We start from the raw sequence: 20,621 nt of genomic DNA on the forward strand, positions 1-20,621 counted from the left end.
AAGATAGCGCAAAATTAAGATACTTCTAAAGCAACTATTTCTTATTATTTATGGATAGAATATTGTATTTTCATCTTATGAAAAAGAACCATTACACTTTAGGCGTTTTACAATATATTCCATTTTTCTATGTGATTTGGTCAGATGACCTGCTCTCTGCTTCAGAAATAAACATAGTTACTACAGCATTTAAAGACGATGAAACCTTAACCGCTGAGGATCAAAAAACACTAAAAGGGTGGTTGAATAAAAACAAAAAACCTTCTTCTCAAGAATTAAAGTCATGGAGGCTCACAATAAGTAATGCTCATATTAAATTGATAGAGCATGATGCTTACCCTTTAGCTAGTTTAGCTAAACGATTGGTAGATCGTTATTTTTCCGAGACTCCCATAAATAAACAATTACAACATATTGAACTTAATCTAGGCATCCAACCCAATCATTACCATCATTTATTTGATGTTGACGTACAGCAAGAAGCTACCTCAGAATTTTACAGTGCTAACGAATTAGATGCTATACTTAAAGGGGAATTTGCCGCTAGTGTCACTGCATTTCATGAGGTTTTAAAAAATCCAATATTCAATTGGGAGATTCAACGAAACAAGGAGAAATTTAGAGCTACCGTTTTACAACAAGTAAAAGAATTAGCAAAGAATAACTATGGCGCTATGGCGTATCCTAGAGCCTATGGCGGCACAGAAGACATGCCTGGATACGCCTTTATTTTTGAGAACATCATGTATGTTGACGGGAGCTTAGCTATAAAATTTGGGGTACAGTTTGGACTCTTTGGCGGAAGCATACAAAAATTAGGTACTAAATACCATCATGATTTGTATTTGGACACCACAGGAAAAGCTGAACTATTAGGTTGTTTTGCTATGACAGAAACAGGTCATGGCTCAAATGTACGAGGTATAAAAACTACTGCAACTTATGAAAAGGAGACAGATAGCATTATCATTCATACTCCTGGCAATAATGACAATAAAGAATATATAGGTAATGCCTTAGATGCTACTATGGCTTCTGTTTTTGCCCAGCTTATTGTAAATGGCAAAAATGAAGGTGTGCATGCTATTTTAGTTCCTGTGCGTAATGAGCATCATGAACTACTTCCTGGAGTAAAAATTGAAGACAACGGATATAAACTGGGATTAAATGGTGTGGATAATGGAAAAATATGGTTTAACCAAGTACGTGTTCCACGAAAAAACCTATTAAATAAATATGGAGATATTACTGCAGAAGGCACCTATCATTCAGAAATAGAAAATCCAAATAAACGTTTCTTTACCATGCTTGGCACTCTAGTTGGCGGAAGAATCTGTGTAGCAAGAGCAGGCTTGGGAGGCGCTAAAAAAGCCCTAACAATAGCGGTAAAACATGCGTTAAAAAGAAGGCAGTTTAACGATAATAAAAAAATACAAGAAGATTTATTGATGGACTACCCTAGCCATCAATTACGATTAACGCCACCTATTGCCAAAGCATATGTCTATGATGTAACCCTTCAGCACATCATGAAAATATATAGTGATGATAGCAAAACGGATAAACGTGAGATTGAAACGCAAGTGGCCGGTTTAAAATCTATTATTACTTGGTATGCAAATGATACCATCCAAGAATGCAGAGAAGCCTGCGGCGGAAAAGGGTATCTGATAGAGAATCGTATTGCCGATTTAAAAGGCGATGTAGACATCTTTACCACATTTGAAGGAGATAATAACGTTTTACTTCAATTAGCCGCAAAAGGAGTACTATCTGACTTTAGGGCCGAGTTTAATAGTGCTGGCTTTGCATCGGTATTAAAACTACTCACATCACAACTAAATGATAAGCTAACTACCATAAATCCTATCTACACAAATAAGACAGATCCTGATCATTTATACAATCCAAAATTTCATCAGCATGCTTTTGAATACAGAACAAGAAGATTAACCTATACTTTAGCGATGCGTATTCGCGATTATATCAAAGATGGTGTACCTTCATACCAAGCATTTTTAAAAGTACAAACACACTTATTAGCCTTAGGAAAGGCTTATAGTTGCCAATTATCTTACGAAATCTTTACAAAGTTTACAGAGACTATTGGAGATGAGAAAAATAAAGCACTTTTTGAAAAACTAGGTACGTTACACGCCTTACATGAAATAAGACATGATGCTACTTGGTACCTAGAACAGGGATATATTGGTGGTCCAAAATCAAAAGCCATCCGCCAACGTGTAGAACGTATTTGCACAGAATTACGCCCTCATATAAATACGCTGGTAGACGGCTTTGGAATTCCGGAATATTTAATAACTGCCCCTATAGCAAAATAGGCTATCTCTTATTAAGTTGTGAGGTATTTAAAAAATCGACTATCGTGATTGCTGCGGGTCCGTATAGATAGGTCTTTGCAGAATCCTTAGAACTTAATAAAAAGTTATTAAACGCTTTAATATAGGCACTAGAAGATGCTTCTAGTGCTAAAGTTACATCACCTGCATCTAGGTCGCTGGCTTTTAAACTTGCGTTCTCAAATAAATGGACATTCATACCCTCAGTATTTCCATTGATTTTTAATTGGGCATTCTTATACATATCAAAGTTCTGAACTTTTGTTGTTGCAAATATTTCGGCATCCACTCTATCCTTAAAAGACATATTTAAAGTATCTGCAACGATGTTTAATTCTGCAAAACTATTATCTAACATCATCACCTCTACCGTTTGAGCATCTACATTTAATTGAAGTTTAGAGGAACCATACGTACTAATTGCTAAAGCATCTGTATTAATATGATCTTTCATTTCTATCTTACCATCAACCATAGTAAGAGCATTTAGCGTATTATAATACACAATAATCTCCATCTTCTTTTTAGCCACTATATTATAGAACGAGCTAATTTTTAAAGTTTCGTCTTCTACCCTGAATTTTAATATATCTACCAAGTTATCATCTATCACTAAGCTATATCCACAATCTGATGCTTTCCTTAAAACAATCTCGAGATCATCATTTAATTCTATAGCCGTAAAAGGGTCTAATTCCTGAGTAGTTTCAATCACTAATCTACTTCCTCTTATTTTAGGCTTACGCTGACCGTAAGTAAGGCTTATAAAAAATAAGAAAATGGCAAGTGTAATTAATCTAAATTTCATCTATGGTTATGTTTTGTTAGGATTCAAGTAACAATCAAATTAAATAAGCTTTAAAACAAATGGACAATAAACCCTTAGCGTTAAAACTTATATCTAGCAAAAATGAATCCAAATTATAGTTAAGTTAAAATTATAAAAAAAGCCCTTTGTAAAATGTACAAAGGGCTTTTTTTATTCAATAAGATTTTATTAGTGATTCATCTCCTCTTCATTGTCCTGTAAAGGAACTGTTTGAGGTACGAAATCTTGACCAGGAATTACATATTCCCCATCTTCTCTAGTTTTACTATAGTCATATGCCCAACGGTGAACTTCAGGAATCTCACCTGGCCAGTTACCATGAACATGCTCAATAGGCGTAGTCCATTCCAAAGTATTTGATTTCCATGGATTCTGTGGACCTTTCTTTCCGTAAAAAATACTACTTACGAAGTTGTAAACGAATACCAATTGAGCAAATGCAGCAATAATTGCAAACATTGTAATTAATATTTGAACATCTGTCAATTCATCAAACATTGGGAATGCTGTGTTCTGATAGTATCTTCTAGGAACCCCTGCCATACCCACAAAATGCATTGGAAAGAACACACCGTATGCACAAATCGCAGTAATCCAGAAGTGAATATATCCTAAATTTTTATTCATCATTCTACCTTGGAACATTTTAGGGAACCAATGGTAAACCCCTGCAAAAAGTCCGTAAAGAGCAGATATACCCATTACTAAGTGGAAGTGAGCAATAACGAAATACGTATCATGAACGTTAATATCTAATGTACTATCTCCTAAAATAATCCCAGTTAGACCACCACTAATAAAAGTAGATACCAAACCTATTGAAAATAGCATGGCTGGATTCAACTGAAGGTTACCTTTCCATAACGTAGTGATATAGTTAAAAGCTTTTACTGCTGAAGGAATTGCAATTAATAAGGTGGTGAATGTAAATACAGAACCTAAGAAAGGATTCATTCCTGAAATAAACATATGGTGACCCCATACAATTGTAGATAAAAATGCGATAGCAATAATAGAAGCAATCATCGCACGGTAACCAAAAATAGGTTTACGTGCATTAGTTGACATTACTTCTGAGGTAATTCCTAATGCTGGTAATAAAACGATATATACTTCAGGGTGACCTAAGAACCAGAATAAGTGTTCATATAATACTGGTGATCCACCTTGATAATGTAATACTTCTCCTTGAATAAAAATATCTGATAAGAAAAATGACGTACCAAAACTTCTATCCATGATTAACAATAAGGCAGCAGATAATAATACTGGGAAAGAGATAACCCCAATCACAGCTGTTACAAAAAATGCCCAAATAGTTAATGGAAGTCTAGTCATAGACATTCCTTTGGTTCTTAAGTTAATTACAGTTACAATATAGTTCAAAGAACCTAACAATGAAGATGCAATGAATATAGCCATAGAAACCAACCATAAAGTCATACCCATACCAGAACCAGGTTGTGCCATAGGTAATGCACTTAATGGAGGATAAACCGTCCATCCAGCTGCTGCAGGACCCGCTTCAATAAACAAAGAACAAATCATAATCAAAGCTGATAAAAAGAACAACCAGTATGATACCATGTTTAAGAAACCAGAGGCCATATCACGAGCTCCAATTTGCAATGGAATAAGTAGATTACTAAACGTACCACTCAAACCTGCTGTCAATACAAAGAATACCATGATAGTACCGTGTATTGTAACCAATGCTAAATATATATCAGCATCCATAACTCCACCTGGAGCCCATTTGCCTAATAAAGCTTCAAAGACAGGAAAAGATTCTCCTGGCCAAGCCAATTGCATTCTAAACAAAATAGACATTGCAATACCAATAGCCCCCATGATCAAACCAGTAATTAAGTACTGCTTTGCAATCATTTTATGATCTTGGCTAAAGATATATTTAGTTACAAATGTCTCTTTATGATGATGTCCATGATCGTCATGTGCGTGATCATCTTCGTGTGCATGTGCTGTTGCTGACATAATCGTATTCTTGATTTTTTTATATTAATTTTCTTAACTAGCCTAATTTATTCTGCCGAAGCCATCATGGTTTTACCGAACGTTTGTTGTTCTGCTAACCATTTGTTATAATCCTCTTCAGACTCTACTATAATTTTCATTTGCATGTTGTAGTGAGATTTCCCACAAATTTTGTTGCAAAGTAAGATATAGTCAAACTCCCATGGATCAGAATTATCTTCACCTTTAGCAGCTCTTTTTGCTCTAATGGCGTTTGTTCTTTTCACCTTATCAACAACATCAGGATTCTGACGCATTTCTTCTGTGGTATAAATTGGAGTATAAGAAAACTCAGTTATCATTCCAGGCACACAGTTCATTTGCGCTCTAAAGTGTGGCATGTAAGCAGAGTGCAGTACATCCTGAGAACGCATTTTAAAGTTTACTTTTCTACCTACTGGGAGGTGTAATTCTTTAACGATAATATCATCTGCTGCGTTTGGATCTGCTTCATCTAAACCTAATACATTAGCACGATCAATATCGATCATACGCACATTGGCATCCCCTAGAACATTATCACCACCAGCATATCTAGCCGTCCAGTTAAATTGTTGTGCATATAACTCAACAACTACAGGATCATCATCATCGTTGATATCCATTATGGTGGTCCAAGTATATAATCCCCATAGGATTAAACCTGCCAAAACAATCACAGGAATAATAGTCCAGATGAACTCTAAACGATCATTATCTGCATAGAATAAAGCTTTTTTACCCTTCTCTCCTCTGTACTTAAAACCGAAGTAATGTAATAAGGCTTGCGTTAATGTTTGTACAATAAAGATGATAACAAAAGACCATAGCATTAAACTATCGTATTCTGCACCATGCTCTGAAGCCGCTTCAGGCAACAAAACTTTTGTGTACTTCCAGAAACTGAAAATAGTAATTCCGTAAATAAATATAAGGAAAGCGAATAATAGATATCCGTTATACTTATTGTCTTTATCGTTAGCAATTTGTGAATTGTCAGCCTTGATTTGTGACAGTTCAAAAATTTTGGTCATTTGCCAAATAGCAATTGCCACTAATACTAAAACAGCTATAATTAAAAATGCAGTCATTGTATGATTTAATGTTATTTTTTATACTAGTAATGAAAATGCTTACTCTCTTCTATAAATGGATTACGTGTTGGCTGTAAAGGTGCTTTTGAAAGCGCTCTGAATACCCAAAAGATAAATAATCCAGCAAAAAACAATACCGCTCCTATTTCTGGGATACCAATATACCACTGGTCACCAACTGTTGAAGGCATTATTGCATTGAAAATATCTAAATAGTGCCCTGCTAAAATAACGATACCCGCCATAACAACAAACCAATTTACACGTTTGAAATCACTATTCATTAACAATAATAATGGAAACAAAAAGTTCATTGCGATCATACCGAAGAATGGAAGTTTAAAATCTTCAATTCTAGTGATGTAATATGTCACTTCTTCTGGAATGTTAGAATACCAAATTAACATGAATTGCGAGAACCATAGGTATGTCCAAAAGATACTAATACCAAACATGAATTTTGCTAAATCATGAATATGGCTATTATTAACGTCTTGTAAATGACCTTTAGATTTAAGGTAAATTGTAACCAATGCGATTACCGTAATACCAGAAACAAACATACTAGCAAAGATATACCAACCGAACAATGTAGAGAACCAGTGCGGATCTACACTCATGATCCAATCCCAAGACATCATAGATTCTGTTACTAGATAGAATACTAAGAATGCCGCAGACAATCTAAAGTTTTTCACAAAGTTTGTATCATCTGTAGCCGCATCTTGCGCTAAAGATAATTTACGAGAATACTCTCGATAGAAAATCCAACCCGCTAAAAATATTGCCGCTCTAATTAAAAAGAATGGCCCATTTAAGAATCCAGATTTCCCCTGTAATAATTTATCATTCGCAACTACTTCCGCATCCATCCACACAAATAAGTGATTCATATGTGCTACTGATAATGCTAAGATTACAAATACGATAATACCTCCTGGTACTAAATAAGAAGTAATTCCTTCCATTACTCTAAAAAGTAAGGGAGACCAACCTGCCTGTGCCGCTCTTTGAATTGCATTAAATGCTAACACACCCAATGAAATCATAAAGAAAAAGAACGCCGCAACATACAAAGCCGCCCAAGGTCTATTCTGTAATTGATGTAATAAATGCTCATCATGTGAAGCATCATGAGATTCACCGTGTGCTTCTGGAGCAGCGCCATGATCATTTACTTCTTCATGGTGTTCTGCAGCCACTGCATGACCACCTCCGTGCCCATCATCATGACTAGCCACCATAGCCTTAGCCTCTTGAACCGTTCCTGGACTTGACATAAAGCCAATACCGATTCCTATGGCACCAAGAACCATTAATACAATTGAAGCAATTTTTAATCTATTTGAAATAGTGTACATATCTAAAATCTATGTATTATTTTGTTAAATCTTGTTTTAATTTCATTACGTACTCTGCAACTTCCCAACGTTCCCTTTCGTTCAATTGGTTAGCATAAGAACCCATAGAGTTCAATCCGTAATAAATAGTGTGGTACGTACTACCTACCGTAATATTTCTTCCAACGTCTGAGTAATTAGGAACTCCCAATATCTTCTCACGACTCACAAGAGTACCTTTACCATCTCCTTTAACACCATGGCAAATTGCACAATAAATAGCATACAATTCTGAACCTGCTGCTAAATTTTCAACAGTCTTTAAAGAATCTAAAGGACTTGCTTCTAATCTAGCTAGCTCTTTACCCTCAAGACCATTAGCAAACTTGTAAGGCATTTTTCCACGTGGTATAGTGTTTTCTACAGGCTGACCCGCTTCAGAACTATTAGGTAGAAATTCTACTTTCTGATATGTCTCGTAGCCGATGGACTCGTACATGTTAGGCATGTATTGGTAATTTCTACTATTCTTGTTTGAACAAGAGGCGAAAGAAACCAAAATTAAACCGATTGCTATAATTTTTATAAAACTCTTCATATCTCTTAGACTACTTTTCTGAAATATTAATCTCAACTGCTCCCGTTTCAGCTAACAATTGCCATAATTCATCTTCATTATTATGGATTTCAATTTCCATTAAAAAATGATCATCAGTTGTTCTTTTATCTGGATTTTCAGCTTCTTTGAAAGGCCATAATTTACTTCTCATATAAAAAGTAATTACCATTAAATGCGCCGCAAAAAACACTGTAAGTTCAAACATAATAGGAACAAAAGCTGGCATATTTTCTAAATAGCTAAAACTTGGCTTACCACCAATGTCTTGTGGCCAATCTTCAATCATGATGAAATTCATCATCGTGGTTGCTACTGCAAGACCAATACACCCATAGATAAACGCTGTAATAGCTATTCTAGTTGGCGCAAGACCCATTGCTCTGTCTAGCCCGTGAACTGGGAAAGGACAATAAACCTCTTCAATATGATGCTTAGCTTCTTTTACTTTCTTTACAGCGTGCATTAACACGTCATCATCTGTATAAAGTGCATGTATAACTTTAGATGCCATATCTACTTATTGTTATTTAAAATCTTAGCCTGACCTGCCCAATCATCTCTCTGTGCTCTTCCTGGGAAAGAACCTGTAATTGAATCTAACAAATCATATTCTTTTTCTGTCATCTTACTCACCTGAGAAAACTTAAATATACCAATCTGGTTTAACGTTTTTTCCATTTGAGGTCCAATACCTTTTACTTCTTTTAAATCATCCGGAGTTTCCGTTGCCGGATCAAATACCCCCAAAGAACTTAACAATGAAGAAACTTGCTCTTTATCTGCCGCTATAGGCAAAGACTTATCTTCTACTACCGGTCTTTTAGATGGAACTATTTGCTTTACTTCATATAAAGGCTTCCCAGCATCACGAAGTAATTTATACTTCTCACCGGAAGCTTTCATAATAGACTTCACCTCCGCTTGTGCAATTACAGGGAATGTTCTTGCATATAATAAGAATAACACAAAGAAAAACCCGATAGTACCAATAAAAATACCTATATCTACAAACGTAGGAGAGAACATTGTCCAAGAAGATGGCAAGTAATCACGGTGTAATGAAGTTACGATAATTACGAAACGCTCAAACCACATTCCTATGTTTACTACAATAGAGATAAAGAAAGAGAACAAGATACTCGTACGTAATTTTTTAGACCACATGAATTGTGGAGAAAACACATTACAAGTCATCATTGACCAATAAGCCCAAGCGTAAGGTCCTGTTGCTCTATTCAAGAAAGCATATTGTTCGTATTCCACTCCAGAATACCACGCCATAAATAACTCTGTAATATAAGCACAACCTACGATAGAACCCGTTAACATAATAACGATATTCATTAACTCAATATGCTGTAATGTAATATAGTCTTCCATATTACACACTTTTCTCATAATAATAAGAAGGGTGTTTACCATTGCAAATCCAGAGAAAATAGCTCCTGCAACGAAATATGGAGGGAAGATTGTTGTATGCCATCCTGGAATTACCGAAGTAGCAAAATCAAAAGATACAATTGTGTGTACAGAAAGTACTAATGGAGTAGCTAATCCAGCCAATACCAAGGAAACTTCCTCAAAACGTTGCCAATCTTTTGCTCTACCTGTCCAACCGAAACTTAACAAGCTATATATTTTAACTTGGAAAGGCTTTACAGCTCTATCACGTATCATCGCAAAATCTGGCAATAAACCTGTCCACCAGAATACAAGTGACACAGATAAGTACGTAGAAATTGCAAATACATCCCAAAGTAGTGGTGAGTTAAAGTTCACCCATAACGAACCAAATTGGTTTGGAATTGGCAAAACCCAATATGCTAACCATGGACGACCCATGTGAATAATTGGAAATAAACCCGCCTGAACTACAGAGAAGATGGTCATTGCTTCCGCAGAACGGTTAATTGCCATTCTCCATTTTTGACGGAATAAGAGTAGTACTGCAGAAATTAATGTTCCTGCATGACCAATACCAACCCACCAAACGAAGTTAGTAATATCCCATGCCCATCCAACTGTTTTGTTTAATCCCCAGGTACCAATACCTGTAGATACGGTGTAAAGAATACAACCAATACCCCAAAGGAAAGCTACTAATGCAATAGAAAATACAATCCACCATTGCTTATTGGCTCTACCTTCGACAGGAGCTGCGATATCCACAGAAATGTCATGGTAGCTTTTATCTCCAAGTACAAGTGGTTTTCTAATAGGTGCTTCGTAATGCGACGCCATATTTTATATTATAGTTACGTTGATCTTATATTTACTTTTATGCTTCTTCTGTATTCCTAACCTTAACATGATAGAAAACATTAGGTTTAGTACCTATATGCTCTAACAAGTGATACATACGATTGCTTTCTTTCAATTCAGCAATCTCACTTCCCTTGTCATTAATATCACCAAAGACCATTGCACCACTACTACATGCAGCAGAACAAGCTGTTTGGAACTCACCATCCTTAACCACTCTACCATCTCTTTTAGCATCAAGAATAGTCTTTTGTGTTTTTTGCATACACATAGAACATTTCTCCATAACACCTCTGGAACGTACAGTAACATCTGGATTAATAACCATTTTACCTAAATCATTATTCATGTGATAATCAAACTCGTCATTATTGTTATATAAGAACCAGTTAAATCTACGCACTTTATAAGGACAGTTGTTTGCACAATATCTTGTACCTACACAGCGGTTATAAGCCATATGGTTTTGACCCTGACGACCATGCGATGTTGCAGCAACAGGACAAACAGTCTCACAAGGAGCATGATTACAATGTTGACACATTACAGGTTGAAAAGCAACTTGTGGATTAGAAGAAGGATCTTCTAACTCCCCAAAACCTCCTAATGAACCCTTATCACCAGTTAAGCCATCAAATTCATCTTTCTTTACATTATCACCTTCAAAAGTATCTTCAGAAGAATAATACCTATCAATACGCAACCAGTGCATATCTCTCGATAGACGAACTTCATTCTTTCCTACAACAGGCACGTTATTTTCTGCGTGACATGCAATTACACATGATCCACAACCCGTACATGCATTTAAATCAATAGATAAGTTAAAATGATGACCGATTGAACGATCAAAACTATCCCATAAATCTACAGATGTTGCAGCAACCTCTTGGTGATCTAAAGAAACAACTGGCTGAACATTCCACTCAGCAGCATCTTTAGTATTAAATATCTCTAAGGTAGTTTCTTTAATAATATCCCCTCTACCCATTAGTGTTTTATGCAACTGCACACAAGCAAACTCATGATTACCAGCTACTTTTTCTATACTAATAGATTGGATATTAGAAAAACCTTTATACAATGCATAGGCATTTACACCTGTTTGCATCTCCTCTTTTAAACCTTCTTTTTTACCGTAACCAAAAGACAAACCGACAGAACCAAGTGCCTGACCTGGCTGAATAATTACTGGAACGTTACTAACAGCAACACCGTCTACCGTAATTTTAGCATAACTACCGTCTAGACCACCATTTGCAACATTCTCATTTACAAATCCTAATTTTTCCGCATCAGCTTTAGAAACAGTTACATAGTTATCCCAAGATACACGTGTAATTGGATCTGGAAACTCTTGCAACCATGGGTTGTTCGCCATTTGGCCATCACCCATACCCGTCTTAGGATATAACACCATTTCCATTCCCGAAGTATCAGCAGAAGCTAAGCTTCTTAAGGCTGACGCCAAAGGAACAGTCTCTACCTGTACAACTTCCTCTTCCGCTACAGGAGCCTCCATTGCAAGAACAGGAGCAGCAACGCTCTCTACCAATTCTTCAATTACAGAAGACTTAGCTCCTACATAAAAACCATCGTGCAATGCTTGATTCCAATCACTAGAACCTAATACAGACGAAGTCCACGTTTCTTTAATATAATCATAATACGCTTGATCACTACCCATCCAAGTTAATAGAGAAGATTGAAATTGGCGCGTATCAAATAATTCTTTTATTGCAGGTTGAACCAAACCGTAATGTCCTTTTTTCATTTGAACATCACCCCAAGATTCTAAATAATGAGGAGCAGCAGCAACATAATTTACGTTTGCTGTTGTTTCATTATTTGTAACTGAAAAACTTAACGATAAATCTACCTTCTTAAGTCCCTCTACAAAATCAGAAGAATTTGGCAATGAATACACAGGATTCACACCATCCATGATCAAAGCACCTACTCTACCTGCTTTCATTTCTGAAATAAGAGCATTTACAGCCGTAACATTACCTTGACGAATATACCTAGGAGCAGCAGCATCAAAAGCAACACTACCTAGCATTTCATTTATAGCTAAAACAACAGCTTGGGCATTTTCATCATCCAAACCAGTTACCACAACCGCTTTAGATCTTGATTTATTAATTTGAGCTACCGCTAAATCCAAGGCCTTATTTACACTATCACTAACCTCTCCACCAACAGATGAATTATTTAGTTTAGCATATAATTTAGCCAAAGCTATTTTTTGCTGACTAGGCTTTAACGCTATTCTATTATCTGCATTTGCTCCAGCAAGAGACATATTAGACTCAAACTGAATATGCTTAGACATTTTACCTTTTTGAGGAACTCTTCCTTTTGAATAGCCACTATCATAGCCACCACCCTGCCAATCTCCTAAGATATCAGCACCGAAAGAAACAATCACTTCCGCTTTAGAAAAATCATAATCCGCCAAAGCTCTTTCACCATACTTTGCCTGAAAAGCATTTAAAGCAGCCTCTTCAGAAATTGCATCATAGGTTACATGATTTACATTTCCGTAAGCCTCTTTAAACTCACCAACTAATTTTGAGGTAGACGGACTTGCATACGTCTGCGTCAATAAAGCAATTTGCTTTCCTGAATTCTTTAATGAATTCAATTTACTTTTTACAGCAGCATCTAAATCTCCCCAACTAACAGCTTCACCATTAGCTAAAGGACCCTGAAGACGCGTACTATCATACAAGTTTAAAACCGATGCATTAACACGCGCATTTGCACTACCGTTAACAGCCGCATCTGAATTATTATGTATTGAAATAGGACGACCCTCTCTTGTTCTTACTAAAACACTAGCAAAATCAAAACCATTAGCAATAGTTGTTGCATAATGATTAGCTACACCAGGAATAATACTTTCCGGTTGCACTACATAAGGAATAGACTTAACAACTGGTCCCTCACAGGCTGCTAATGTAGCAGCTGCGGTACTAAAACCAACATATTTCAAGAAATCCCTTCTGTTTGTTGATGAAGAAGCTAAATTATCTTTATCTCCTAAAAACTCATCAACAGGAATATCCTGAACAAACTCATTATGTCTTAGCGTCTCAACAATGGAATCGTTAGGATTTAACTCCGCTTCGCTTTTCCAATATTTTTTGTTTGATGCCATACGTATATCTCTGAAATTATCTCTTCTTGTTAAAACCTATTAATAGTGACATTTACCACATTCCAATCCACCCATTTGAGCAGCTGTAAGTGACTCTACACCATATTTTTTCGAAAGCTCCGCATGAATCTTATCATAATATTCATTTCCTTCAACTTTCACGTTTGTCTCTCTGTGACAATTAATACACCAACCCATTGTTAATGGAGAGAATTGTTGCATAATTTCCATTTCCTCTACTGGTCCGTGACATGTTTGACATTCTATACCAGCAACAGAAACGTGTTGAGAGTGATTGAAGTAAGCAAAATCAGGTAAATTGTGAATTCTTACCCATTCCACAGGCTTACTATCTCCAGTATATTTTTGATTTTCTTCATCCCAACCAACAGCTTTATACAACTTCTTAATCTCACCAGTATAAAACTCATTCGTATACCCATTAGCCAAATCTTCCTGAGAAGGACCTTCTGGGTTCCCTGTATATTCTGAAATAGATTTATGACAATTCATACACACATTCAAAGAAGGAATCCCTGAATGCTTAGATACTCTAGCAGAAGAATGACAATATTTACACTCTATCTTATTATCACCCGCATGCACCTTGTGCGAATAATGTATAGGCTGAACAGGAGCATACCCTTGATCAACACCAACTTGCATCATCCAACCATAAGCAAAGTAAGCCCCGCCTAACAGCAACATAATAACAGACACCAGTACTAAAAATTGATTCTGAGCAAATGCCTTCCAAATCGGCGTATTCTTTTTAGAACTATCTTGCTCCAAAACAACCCCGTTAGCTTCCGCAATTCTTCGCAACGTCTTGTTCACCATGAACAACATCATTACCAATAAACCAAAAACAAGAACAAGAGCCCCAAGAATTATCTCATTAGACAAACCACCCGACTGATTAGATTCTCCACCAGCAGCTACAGCAGCTGTTTGCACAGGAGCAGCAGGAGGCGGTGCAGCAGTATACGCTAATATATTATCAATATCCGCATTAGACAATGTAGGAAAAGCTGTCATAGCCGCCTTGTTATACTCATTGTAAAGCTTATTTGCATAAGCATCACCCGAAGCTATAACACCAGAGCTATTTTTAATCCAAGCATAAATCCAATCTTTACCCAAACCTTCTTCAGACAAACGCTCTTCAACATTTGCTAATGCTGGCCCCGTCATCTTCTTATTTAAGGCATGACATGCAGCACAGTTTTGATTAAATAAAGATTTACCCTTAGCAGCATCACCAGCAGACGCAGTTTCGTCTTGCGAAAACAGGCTCGTTGAAAACAAAAGCCCAATTAATAAACTGACACCTAAAACTTTAGAAAATTGATTGCGGTACGTAACCTTTTTCATATTAAAATTATTTCTTTCAAGATTTTGGCATGATTATTACAGCAACCATTTACTGTAACAAATATACACCTCAAAATCGAATGCAAAAATACGACATAGACTTTATTTGCGAAATGTTAAGTTATTTATAATTTACAATTTATACTAATTCTAAATAAAAAGACAGCGCCTAGACTACGCATTAAAAAATTACTTTTGCAACACAACAACAAAACATTTAAAATAGAAGAATGAAAAACATATATTACAGCGCTATATTCCTTCTATGCGCATCCTATACACAAGCTCAAGAAGGCAGTATAAACATTAGTCAGGATAGCAACATTCAAAAACTATTAGATATCTACAAAAGCACCGAAGAAGATTCTGATGATTTTCAGATTCAAATCTACAATGGAAGCTTATCAGGAGCCAACAGTAAAAAATCTAATTTGGATGCTGACTTTCCAGATTGGAAAACTAAAATTGACCATGTAGATACTGATTACAGAGTACGCATAAAAGACATCAAAACAGCCTTAGAAGCAGAACGCAAATATCTTGAGGTAAGAAAAAAATATCCAGCAGCAATTATTATTACACCAAAATAACCATCCACTAATTACTTCTGAACACAAACAAAAAAAGACCCAAATGGGTCTTTTTTTTTATTTACTATAGTAGAAACTTTTATTTAAGTTTTTTCTTCACAGCTACTTCTTGGAATCCTTCCACGATATCTAGCTCTCTAATATCATTGTAGTTCTTAATCTGCAGACCACAATCATATCCTTTTGAAACTTCCTTCACATCATCCTTGAATCGTTTTAGAGAAGTTAACTCTCCTGTGAATACAACAACACCATCACGGATTAAGCGTATTCCAGCACTTCTAAGAATCTTACCACTAGTTACCATACAACCTGCAATAGTACCTACCTTAGAAATCTTGAATGTTTCTCTAATTTCCGCAGTACCCGTAATTTCTTCCTTCATTTCTGGAGAAAGCATACCTTCCATTGCATCTTTCAAGTCATTAATAGCATCGTAGATAATAGAATACATTCTGATATCTATTTCTTCGTTATCTGCTATTGTACGTGCATTACCCATTGGCCTAACATTAAACCCGATAATAACCGCATCAGAAGCCGAAGCTAACAATACATCAGACTCTGTAATAGGACCCACAGCTTTATGTATAATATTAACCTGAATCTCAGCCGTAGATAATTTCTGGAATGAATCTGTTAATGCCTCCACAGAACCATCAACATCACCCTTAAGAATTATATTCAATTCTTTAAAGTCTCCAAGCGCAATACGTCTACCGATTTCATCCAATGTAATGTGACGTTGTGTTCTAACAGACTGCTCACGTAATAACTGACCACGCTTAGCTGCAATTTGCTTTGCTTCACGCTCATCTTCCAATACATTAAATTTATCACCTGCTTGAGGAGCACCGTCTAAACCTAAAATTGATATAGGAGTAGAAGGACCAGCATTTTTAATACTATTTCCACGCTCATCATGCATTGCTTTAATCTTACCACTACAAGTACCCGCAAGAACGTAATCTCCAATTTTTAAAGATCCAGCCTGAACTAGAACTGTAGAAACATACCCTCTACCTTTATCTAAAAAGGCTTCAACTACCGTACCTGTAGCTAATTTATCTGGATTAGCTTTTAATTCTAATAATTCTGCCTCCAGCAATACTTTTTCTAATAACTCTTTAACCCCTTGACCTGTTTTTGCAGAAATATCATGAGACTGTATCTTACCACCCCAATCCTCTACTAATAGATTCATCTGAGCAAGACCATCTTTAATTTTCTCTACATTAGCCGTAGGCTTATCTACTTTATTTATAGCAAAAACAATTGGCACACCAGCCGCCTGAGCATGACTGATAGCTTCTTTTGTTTGAGGCATGATATCATCATCTGCCGCCACTACAATAATAGCAATATCCGTAACCTGAGCACCACGCGCACGCATCGCTGTAAAGGCTTCGTGACCTGGAGTATCTAAGAAAGCCATTTTTTGACCCCCTTCTAATGTTACTCCGTAAGCTCCAATATGCTGCGTAATACCACCACTTTCACCAGCAATAACATTTTCTTTACGGATATAATCCAATAAAGATGTTTTACCGTGATCCACATGACCCATTACCGTTACAATTGGCGCTCTTTCTTGTAAATCTTCAGGAGCATCAATTTTTTCTTCTATCGCCTCTTCAATTTCCGCTGAAACAAATTCAACTTCGTATCCGAACTCATCTGCAACAATAGACAATGTTTCTGCATCTAAACGCTGATTCATCGTAACCATTATCCCTAATGACATACAAGCAGAGATAATTTGAGTTGTAGAAACATCCATCATCGTTGCTACTTCGTTTGCTGTAACAAACTCTGTAACTTTTAAGATTTTACTTTCCGCTTCTTGCTTCTCAAGATCTTTTTCTGTCTGCTGACGGTGCTGATCTCTTTTATCTCTTCTATACTTAGCCCCTTTTCCTTTTTTAGATTTCCCCTGAAGCTTTTCTAGGGTTTCTCTAACCTGCTTTTGAACATCCTCTTCAGTAGGCTCAACTTTAGCAACAGGATTAAAACGCTGTACAGGACCTCTTCTATTTCCTGGACCACTACCTGGAGGCCTACTAGGACGATTACCTGTATTTGACTGACCAGGGCCAGTAGTATTATTACTTACAATTCTTCTACGACGCTTCTTTTTATCAGCAGCATCATTCTTAGGAGCTTCTTTTTTCTTCTTAGGTTTTTCAAACTTAGAAAGATCAATTTTAGCACCAGTAATTTTAGGACCAGTAAGTTTTTTATATTGTGTCGTGATTGTTTCAGACTCCGCTGTTTTCTCCTCTTCTTTCGGAGCAACAACTTCTTTAGGCTTAGCTTCTTCCTTTTTAACTTCAGCTTTTACCACTGGAGTTGGAGCTGGAGTAACCGCCTTAGGCGCTTTAACTTCCGGCTTAGGCTTATGCTTTGGCGCTAGGTCTATTTTATCAACTACCTTAAACTTAGGTCTATCAGATGCCGAAGCTTTAACCACTTCTGGCTCTTTTTTAACCTCTACTTCAGGAGCTTTTTCCAACGGCTTTTCAACAGGCTTCTCTACCTCTTTTGGTTTTTCTTCTTCCTGCTTTTTGTTTTCTAAATCTATTTTTCCAACAGTTTTAGGACCAGATAATTCGGCTTTACCCCTAATTACCTGCTCAGCAGCGGCTCTCTTTTCTCTTTCGACTCTTCTATCTTCTTGCTCTTGTTCTAGCTGTTGACGAATTGCTTCTTTTTCTTTCCGCTTTTCTTCTCCAACTTCCTTAGATGCAACTTTTTTGCTCATGTCCGTCTGGAACTCATCCAAAAGAACTTGATACACCTCATTAGAAATTTTAGTGGTAGGCCTTGCGTCCACATCGTGACCTTTGGAACCCAAAAAATCTACCGCCCTGTCGAGTGAAATGTTTAGTTCCCTTAGGACTTTATTAAGTCTTATTGTTGCATTATCTGCCATAAATACTTGTTACTATACTTATAAATTTCTGCTAATATATAGCTTAATCTGCTAATTCCTCTTTTAAGATACGCACAACTTCTACAATTGTCTCTTCTTCTAAATCGGTACGCTTCACCAAGTCATCAACATCTTGCTCCAAAACGCTACGAGCAGTGTCCATTCCTATCTTCTTAAATTCTTCTATAATCCATCCCTCGATTTCGTCAGAAAATTCTGTTAACTCAACATCTTCCTCTACTCCTTCACGGAATACATCTATCTCATAACCAGTCAATTGACCCGCTAATCTAATATTATGACCTCCACGCCCAATAGCTTTAGAAACCTCTTCAGGTCTTAAATAAACTTGAGCTGTCATTTTCTCGTCATCCAACTTTACAGAAGAAACACGAGCAGGACTTAATGCTCTTGTTACTAAAAGTTGTGGATTACTAGTCCAGTTGATAACATCTATATTTTCATTCCCTAATTCTCTAACGATACCATGTATACGAGAACCTTTCATACCCACACAAGCTCCTACTGGATCAATACGATCATCATAAGAGTCCACAGCAACTTTTGCCTTTTCACCTGGAATACGAACTACTTTCTTAACAGTAATTAAACCATCAAAAACCTCTGGGATTTCCTGAAAGAATAATTGCTCTAAAAATGCAGGTGCAGTTCTAGACATTACAATTACAGGTTTATTTCCTTTTAATTCTACACTTTCGATAACACCACGCACATTATCACCTTTTCTAAAGAAATCTGAAGGTATCTGCTTATCCTTTGGAAGAATAACCTCATTACCTTCATCATCTAATAAGATAACAACTTTATGTCTAATATGATGTACTTCTGCCGTATATAACTCACCCTCTAAATCTTTAAAGTGTTTGTATATGGTTGTATTATCATGTTCATGGATTTTAGAAATTAAATTCTGGCGAAGTGCTAAAATTGCTCTTCTTCCTAATTGAATTAACTTAACTTCTTCAGAAACATCTTCACCAACCTCAAAATCAGGCTCAATCTTACGAGCTTCTGTTAATGAAATTTCTTCATTAGGCTCTTCTACCTCACCATCCTCTACTACAACTCTATTTCTCCAAATCTCTAAATCCCCTTTATCAGGATTAATAATGATATCAAAGTTATCATCAGAACCAAATTTCTTTTTTAGAGCGTTTCTAAAAACATCCTCTAAAATCGCCATTAGCGTTACTCTATCAATGAATTTATCGTCTTTAAATTCTGAAAAAGATTCGATCAGCGCTATATTTTCCATGTTGACCTACAATTAAAATTTTATAATAACTTTTGCTTCTTGAATATCAGAAAAATTAAATTCTTGCTTTTTCTGAACTGTAACTTTACCCTTACCTACTGGCTTTGGTTCTCTAGCTTTCCACTCTAAAGTAATTCCTTGATCGTTCGCTGCTGTTAAAATCCCTTCAAATTTACCATCTAAAGTTTTTACTTCCAACTCTCTACCGATATTCTTTTTATATTGCCTCGGCATAACCATTGGCGTAGTCGCTCCAACAGAAGCTACTTCCAAAGAAAAATCTTCTTCCTCACGATCTAAACTTTGATCAATTGCCCTACTAATTGCTATACAATCTGTTAAATTAACTCCTGCATCGCCATCTAGAATAATATTTATTTTATTAGCAGGCCCTATCGTAAAATCAATCAAAAAAAGTGACTCATTTTCCTTCAAAGCATCCTCTAACAACCCTAAAACTTTCTCTTTAAACATAAACTTAAGCAATAAAAGAGGGGACAAATTGTCCCCTCGTATATACTATTGATTCTTACAGTCTTGCAAATATATAACTTTTTTTAAACATTAAGCACATATACTTACGATATAAGATTTAACAATTGAAACAATTTTAAAAAAAAATTCCCTGCTCTTTTCAAAAGCAGGGAATTTATTAAATTTCTGTTGGTCCACAAGGACTCGAACCTTGAATGACGGTACCAAAAACCGGAGTGTTGCCAATTACACCATGGACCATTACCTTTAAAAGCGGTGCAAATTTACAACAAAG

Annotated in this window: 14 protein-coding genes and 1 tRNA gene; 2 read left to right on the forward strand and 13 right to left on the reverse strand. The window is 36.2% G+C overall.

The genetic code is table 11. The features are described from left to right. Positions 1-77: 77 nt before the first annotated feature. Positions 78-2,342 carry an acyl-CoA dehydrogenase family protein gene (locus BLQ19_RS01075; protein WP_074537358.1) on the forward strand — a complete coding sequence of 755 codons (2,265 nt, stop codon included), beginning with the start codon at positions 78-80 and terminating at the stop codon, positions 2,340-2,342. 1 nt (position 2,343) lies between these two features. On the opposite strand, the gene BLQ19_RS01080 is transcribed toward BLQ19_RS01075, so the two are convergent. From BLQ19_RS01080 to BLQ19_RS01120, 9 genes are all read right to left on the reverse strand, one after another. Continuing rightward, complete coding sequence (locus tag BLQ19_RS01080; RefSeq protein WP_074537131.1) at positions 2,344-3,168, reverse strand: GIN domain-containing protein; 825 nt, start codon at positions 3,166-3,168, stop codon at positions 2,344-2,346. A gap of 189 nt (positions 3,169-3,357) precedes the next feature. Then, positions 3,358-5,184: a cytochrome c oxidase subunit I gene (locus BLQ19_RS01085; RefSeq protein WP_074537132.1), complete on the reverse strand. Its 1,827-nt coding sequence runs from the start codon at positions 5,182-5,184 to the stop codon at positions 3,358-3,360. Positions 5,185-5,231: 47 nt separating this feature from the next. Next, on the reverse strand, positions 5,232-6,293 hold the full coding sequence (locus tag BLQ19_RS01090) for a cytochrome c oxidase subunit II (RefSeq protein ID WP_024481864.1): 1,062 nt from the start codon (positions 6,291-6,293) through the stop codon (positions 5,232-5,234). A 26-nt stretch (positions 6,294-6,319) separates the two neighbouring features. Further along, positions 6,320-7,657, reverse strand: coding sequence for a hypothetical protein (locus tag BLQ19_RS01095; RefSeq protein WP_034664794.1), 1,338 nt, complete (start codon positions 7,655-7,657; stop codon positions 6,320-6,322). A gap of 16 nt (positions 7,658-7,673) precedes the next feature. Beyond that, the gene (locus BLQ19_RS01100; RefSeq protein WP_024481866.1) at positions 7,674-8,234 is read right to left on the reverse strand and encodes a c-type cytochrome; all 561 of its coding nucleotides are present in this window, start codon (positions 8,232-8,234) and stop codon (positions 7,674-7,676) included. 10 nt (positions 8,235-8,244) lie between these two features. Next, positions 8,245-8,766: a DUF3341 domain-containing protein gene (locus BLQ19_RS01105; RefSeq protein WP_074537133.1), complete on the reverse strand. Its 522-nt coding sequence runs from the start codon at positions 8,764-8,766 to the stop codon at positions 8,245-8,247. Positions 8,767-8,768: 2 nt separating this feature from the next. Further along, complete coding sequence (locus BLQ19_RS01110; protein ID WP_024481868.1) at positions 8,769-10,496, reverse strand: helix-hairpin-helix domain-containing protein; 1,728 nt, start codon at positions 10,494-10,496, stop codon at positions 8,769-8,771. 37 nt (positions 10,497-10,533) lie between these two features. Next, positions 10,534-13,680 carry a TAT-variant-translocated molybdopterin oxidoreductase gene (locus tag BLQ19_RS01115; protein ID WP_074537134.1) on the reverse strand — a complete coding sequence of 1,049 codons (3,147 nt, stop codon included), beginning with the start codon at positions 13,678-13,680 and terminating at the stop codon, positions 10,534-10,536. Positions 13,681-13,719: 39 nt separating this feature from the next. Beyond that, a complete protein-coding gene (locus tag BLQ19_RS01120) occupies positions 13,720-15,054 on the reverse strand; it encodes a c-type cytochrome (protein WP_024481870.1) in 1,335 nt (444 codons plus the stop codon). A gap of 230 nt (positions 15,055-15,284) precedes the next feature. Here BLQ19_RS01120 and BLQ19_RS01125 point away from each other — a divergent pair, with 230 nt between their 5' ends. Beyond that, entirely contained in the window at positions 15,285-15,644 is a 360-nt protein-coding gene (locus BLQ19_RS01125; protein WP_074537135.1) for a hypothetical protein, read from the forward strand. Positions 15,645-15,723: 79 nt separating this feature from the next. On the opposite strand, the gene infB is transcribed toward BLQ19_RS01125, so the two are convergent. The 4 genes from infB to BLQ19_RS01145 form a co-directional block, all read right to left on the reverse strand. Beyond that, entirely contained in the window at positions 15,724-18,576 is a 2,853-nt protein-coding gene (gene infB, locus BLQ19_RS01130; RefSeq protein WP_025615943.1) for a translation initiation factor IF-2, read from the reverse strand. Between the two features lie 43 nt (positions 18,577-18,619). Further along, entirely contained in the window at positions 18,620-19,852 is a 1,233-nt protein-coding gene (nusA, locus tag BLQ19_RS01135) for a transcription termination factor NusA (protein WP_024481873.1), read from the reverse strand. A gap of 12 nt (positions 19,853-19,864) precedes the next feature. Further along, positions 19,865-20,326, reverse strand: a complete 462-nt coding sequence (rimP, locus tag BLQ19_RS01140; RefSeq protein WP_024481874.1) for a ribosome assembly cofactor RimP — start codon at positions 20,324-20,326, stop codon at positions 19,865-19,867. 189 nt (positions 20,327-20,515) lie between these two features. Further along, positions 20,516-20,587: transfer RNA gene (locus tag BLQ19_RS01145), tRNA-Gln, on the reverse strand. Positions 20,588-20,621: the final 34 nt, after the last annotated feature.

The sequence above is a fragment of the Cellulophaga baltica genome, assembly GCF_900102165.1.
Lineage (GTDB): Bacteria > Bacteroidota > Bacteroidia > Flavobacteriales > Flavobacteriaceae > Cellulophaga > Cellulophaga baltica.

Excerpts from the sequence above, each read along its gene's own strand:
- BLQ19_RS01075 (WP_074537358.1), top strand. The coding sequence starts at position 78 with ATGAAAAAGAACCATTACACTTTAGGCGTTTTACAATATATTCCATTT.
- BLQ19_RS01080 (WP_074537131.1), bottom strand. The coding sequence starts at position 3,168 with ATGAAATTTAGATTAATTACACTTGCCATTTTCTTATTTTTTATAAGC.
- BLQ19_RS01085 (WP_074537132.1), bottom strand. The coding sequence starts at position 5,184 with ATGTCAGCAACAGCACATGCACACGAAGATGATCACGCACATGACGAT.
- BLQ19_RS01090 (WP_024481864.1), bottom strand. The coding sequence starts at position 6,293 with ATGACTGCATTTTTAATTATAGCTGTTTTAGTATTAGTGGCAATTGCT.
- BLQ19_RS01095 (WP_034664794.1), bottom strand. The coding sequence starts at position 7,657 with ATGTACACTATTTCAAATAGATTAAAAATTGCTTCAATTGTATTAATG.
- BLQ19_RS01100 (WP_024481866.1), bottom strand. The coding sequence starts at position 8,234 with ATGAAGAGTTTTATAAAAATTATAGCAATCGGTTTAATTTTGGTTTCT.
- BLQ19_RS01105 (WP_074537133.1), bottom strand. The coding sequence starts at position 8,766 with ATGGCATCTAAAGTTATACATGCACTTTATACAGATGATGACGTGTTA.
- BLQ19_RS01110 (WP_024481868.1), bottom strand. The coding sequence starts at position 10,496 with ATGGCGTCGCATTACGAAGCACCTATTAGAAAACCACTTGTACTTGGA.
- BLQ19_RS01115 (WP_074537134.1), bottom strand. The coding sequence starts at position 13,680 with ATGGCATCAAACAAAAAATATTGGAAAAGCGAAGCGGAGTTAAATCCT.
- BLQ19_RS01120 (WP_024481870.1), bottom strand. The coding sequence starts at position 15,054 with ATGAAAAAGGTTACGTACCGCAATCAATTTTCTAAAGTTTTAGGTGTC.
- BLQ19_RS01125 (WP_074537135.1), top strand. The coding sequence starts at position 15,285 with ATGAAAAACATATATTACAGCGCTATATTCCTTCTATGCGCATCCTAT.
- infB (WP_025615943.1), bottom strand. The coding sequence starts at position 18,576 with ATGGCAGATAATGCAACAATAAGACTTAATAAAGTCCTAAGGGAACTA.
- nusA (WP_024481873.1), bottom strand. The coding sequence starts at position 19,852 with ATGGAAAATATAGCGCTGATCGAATCTTTTTCAGAATTTAAAGACGAT.
- rimP (WP_024481874.1), bottom strand. The coding sequence starts at position 20,326 with ATGTTTAAAGAGAAAGTTTTAGGGTTGTTAGAGGATGCTTTGAAGGAA.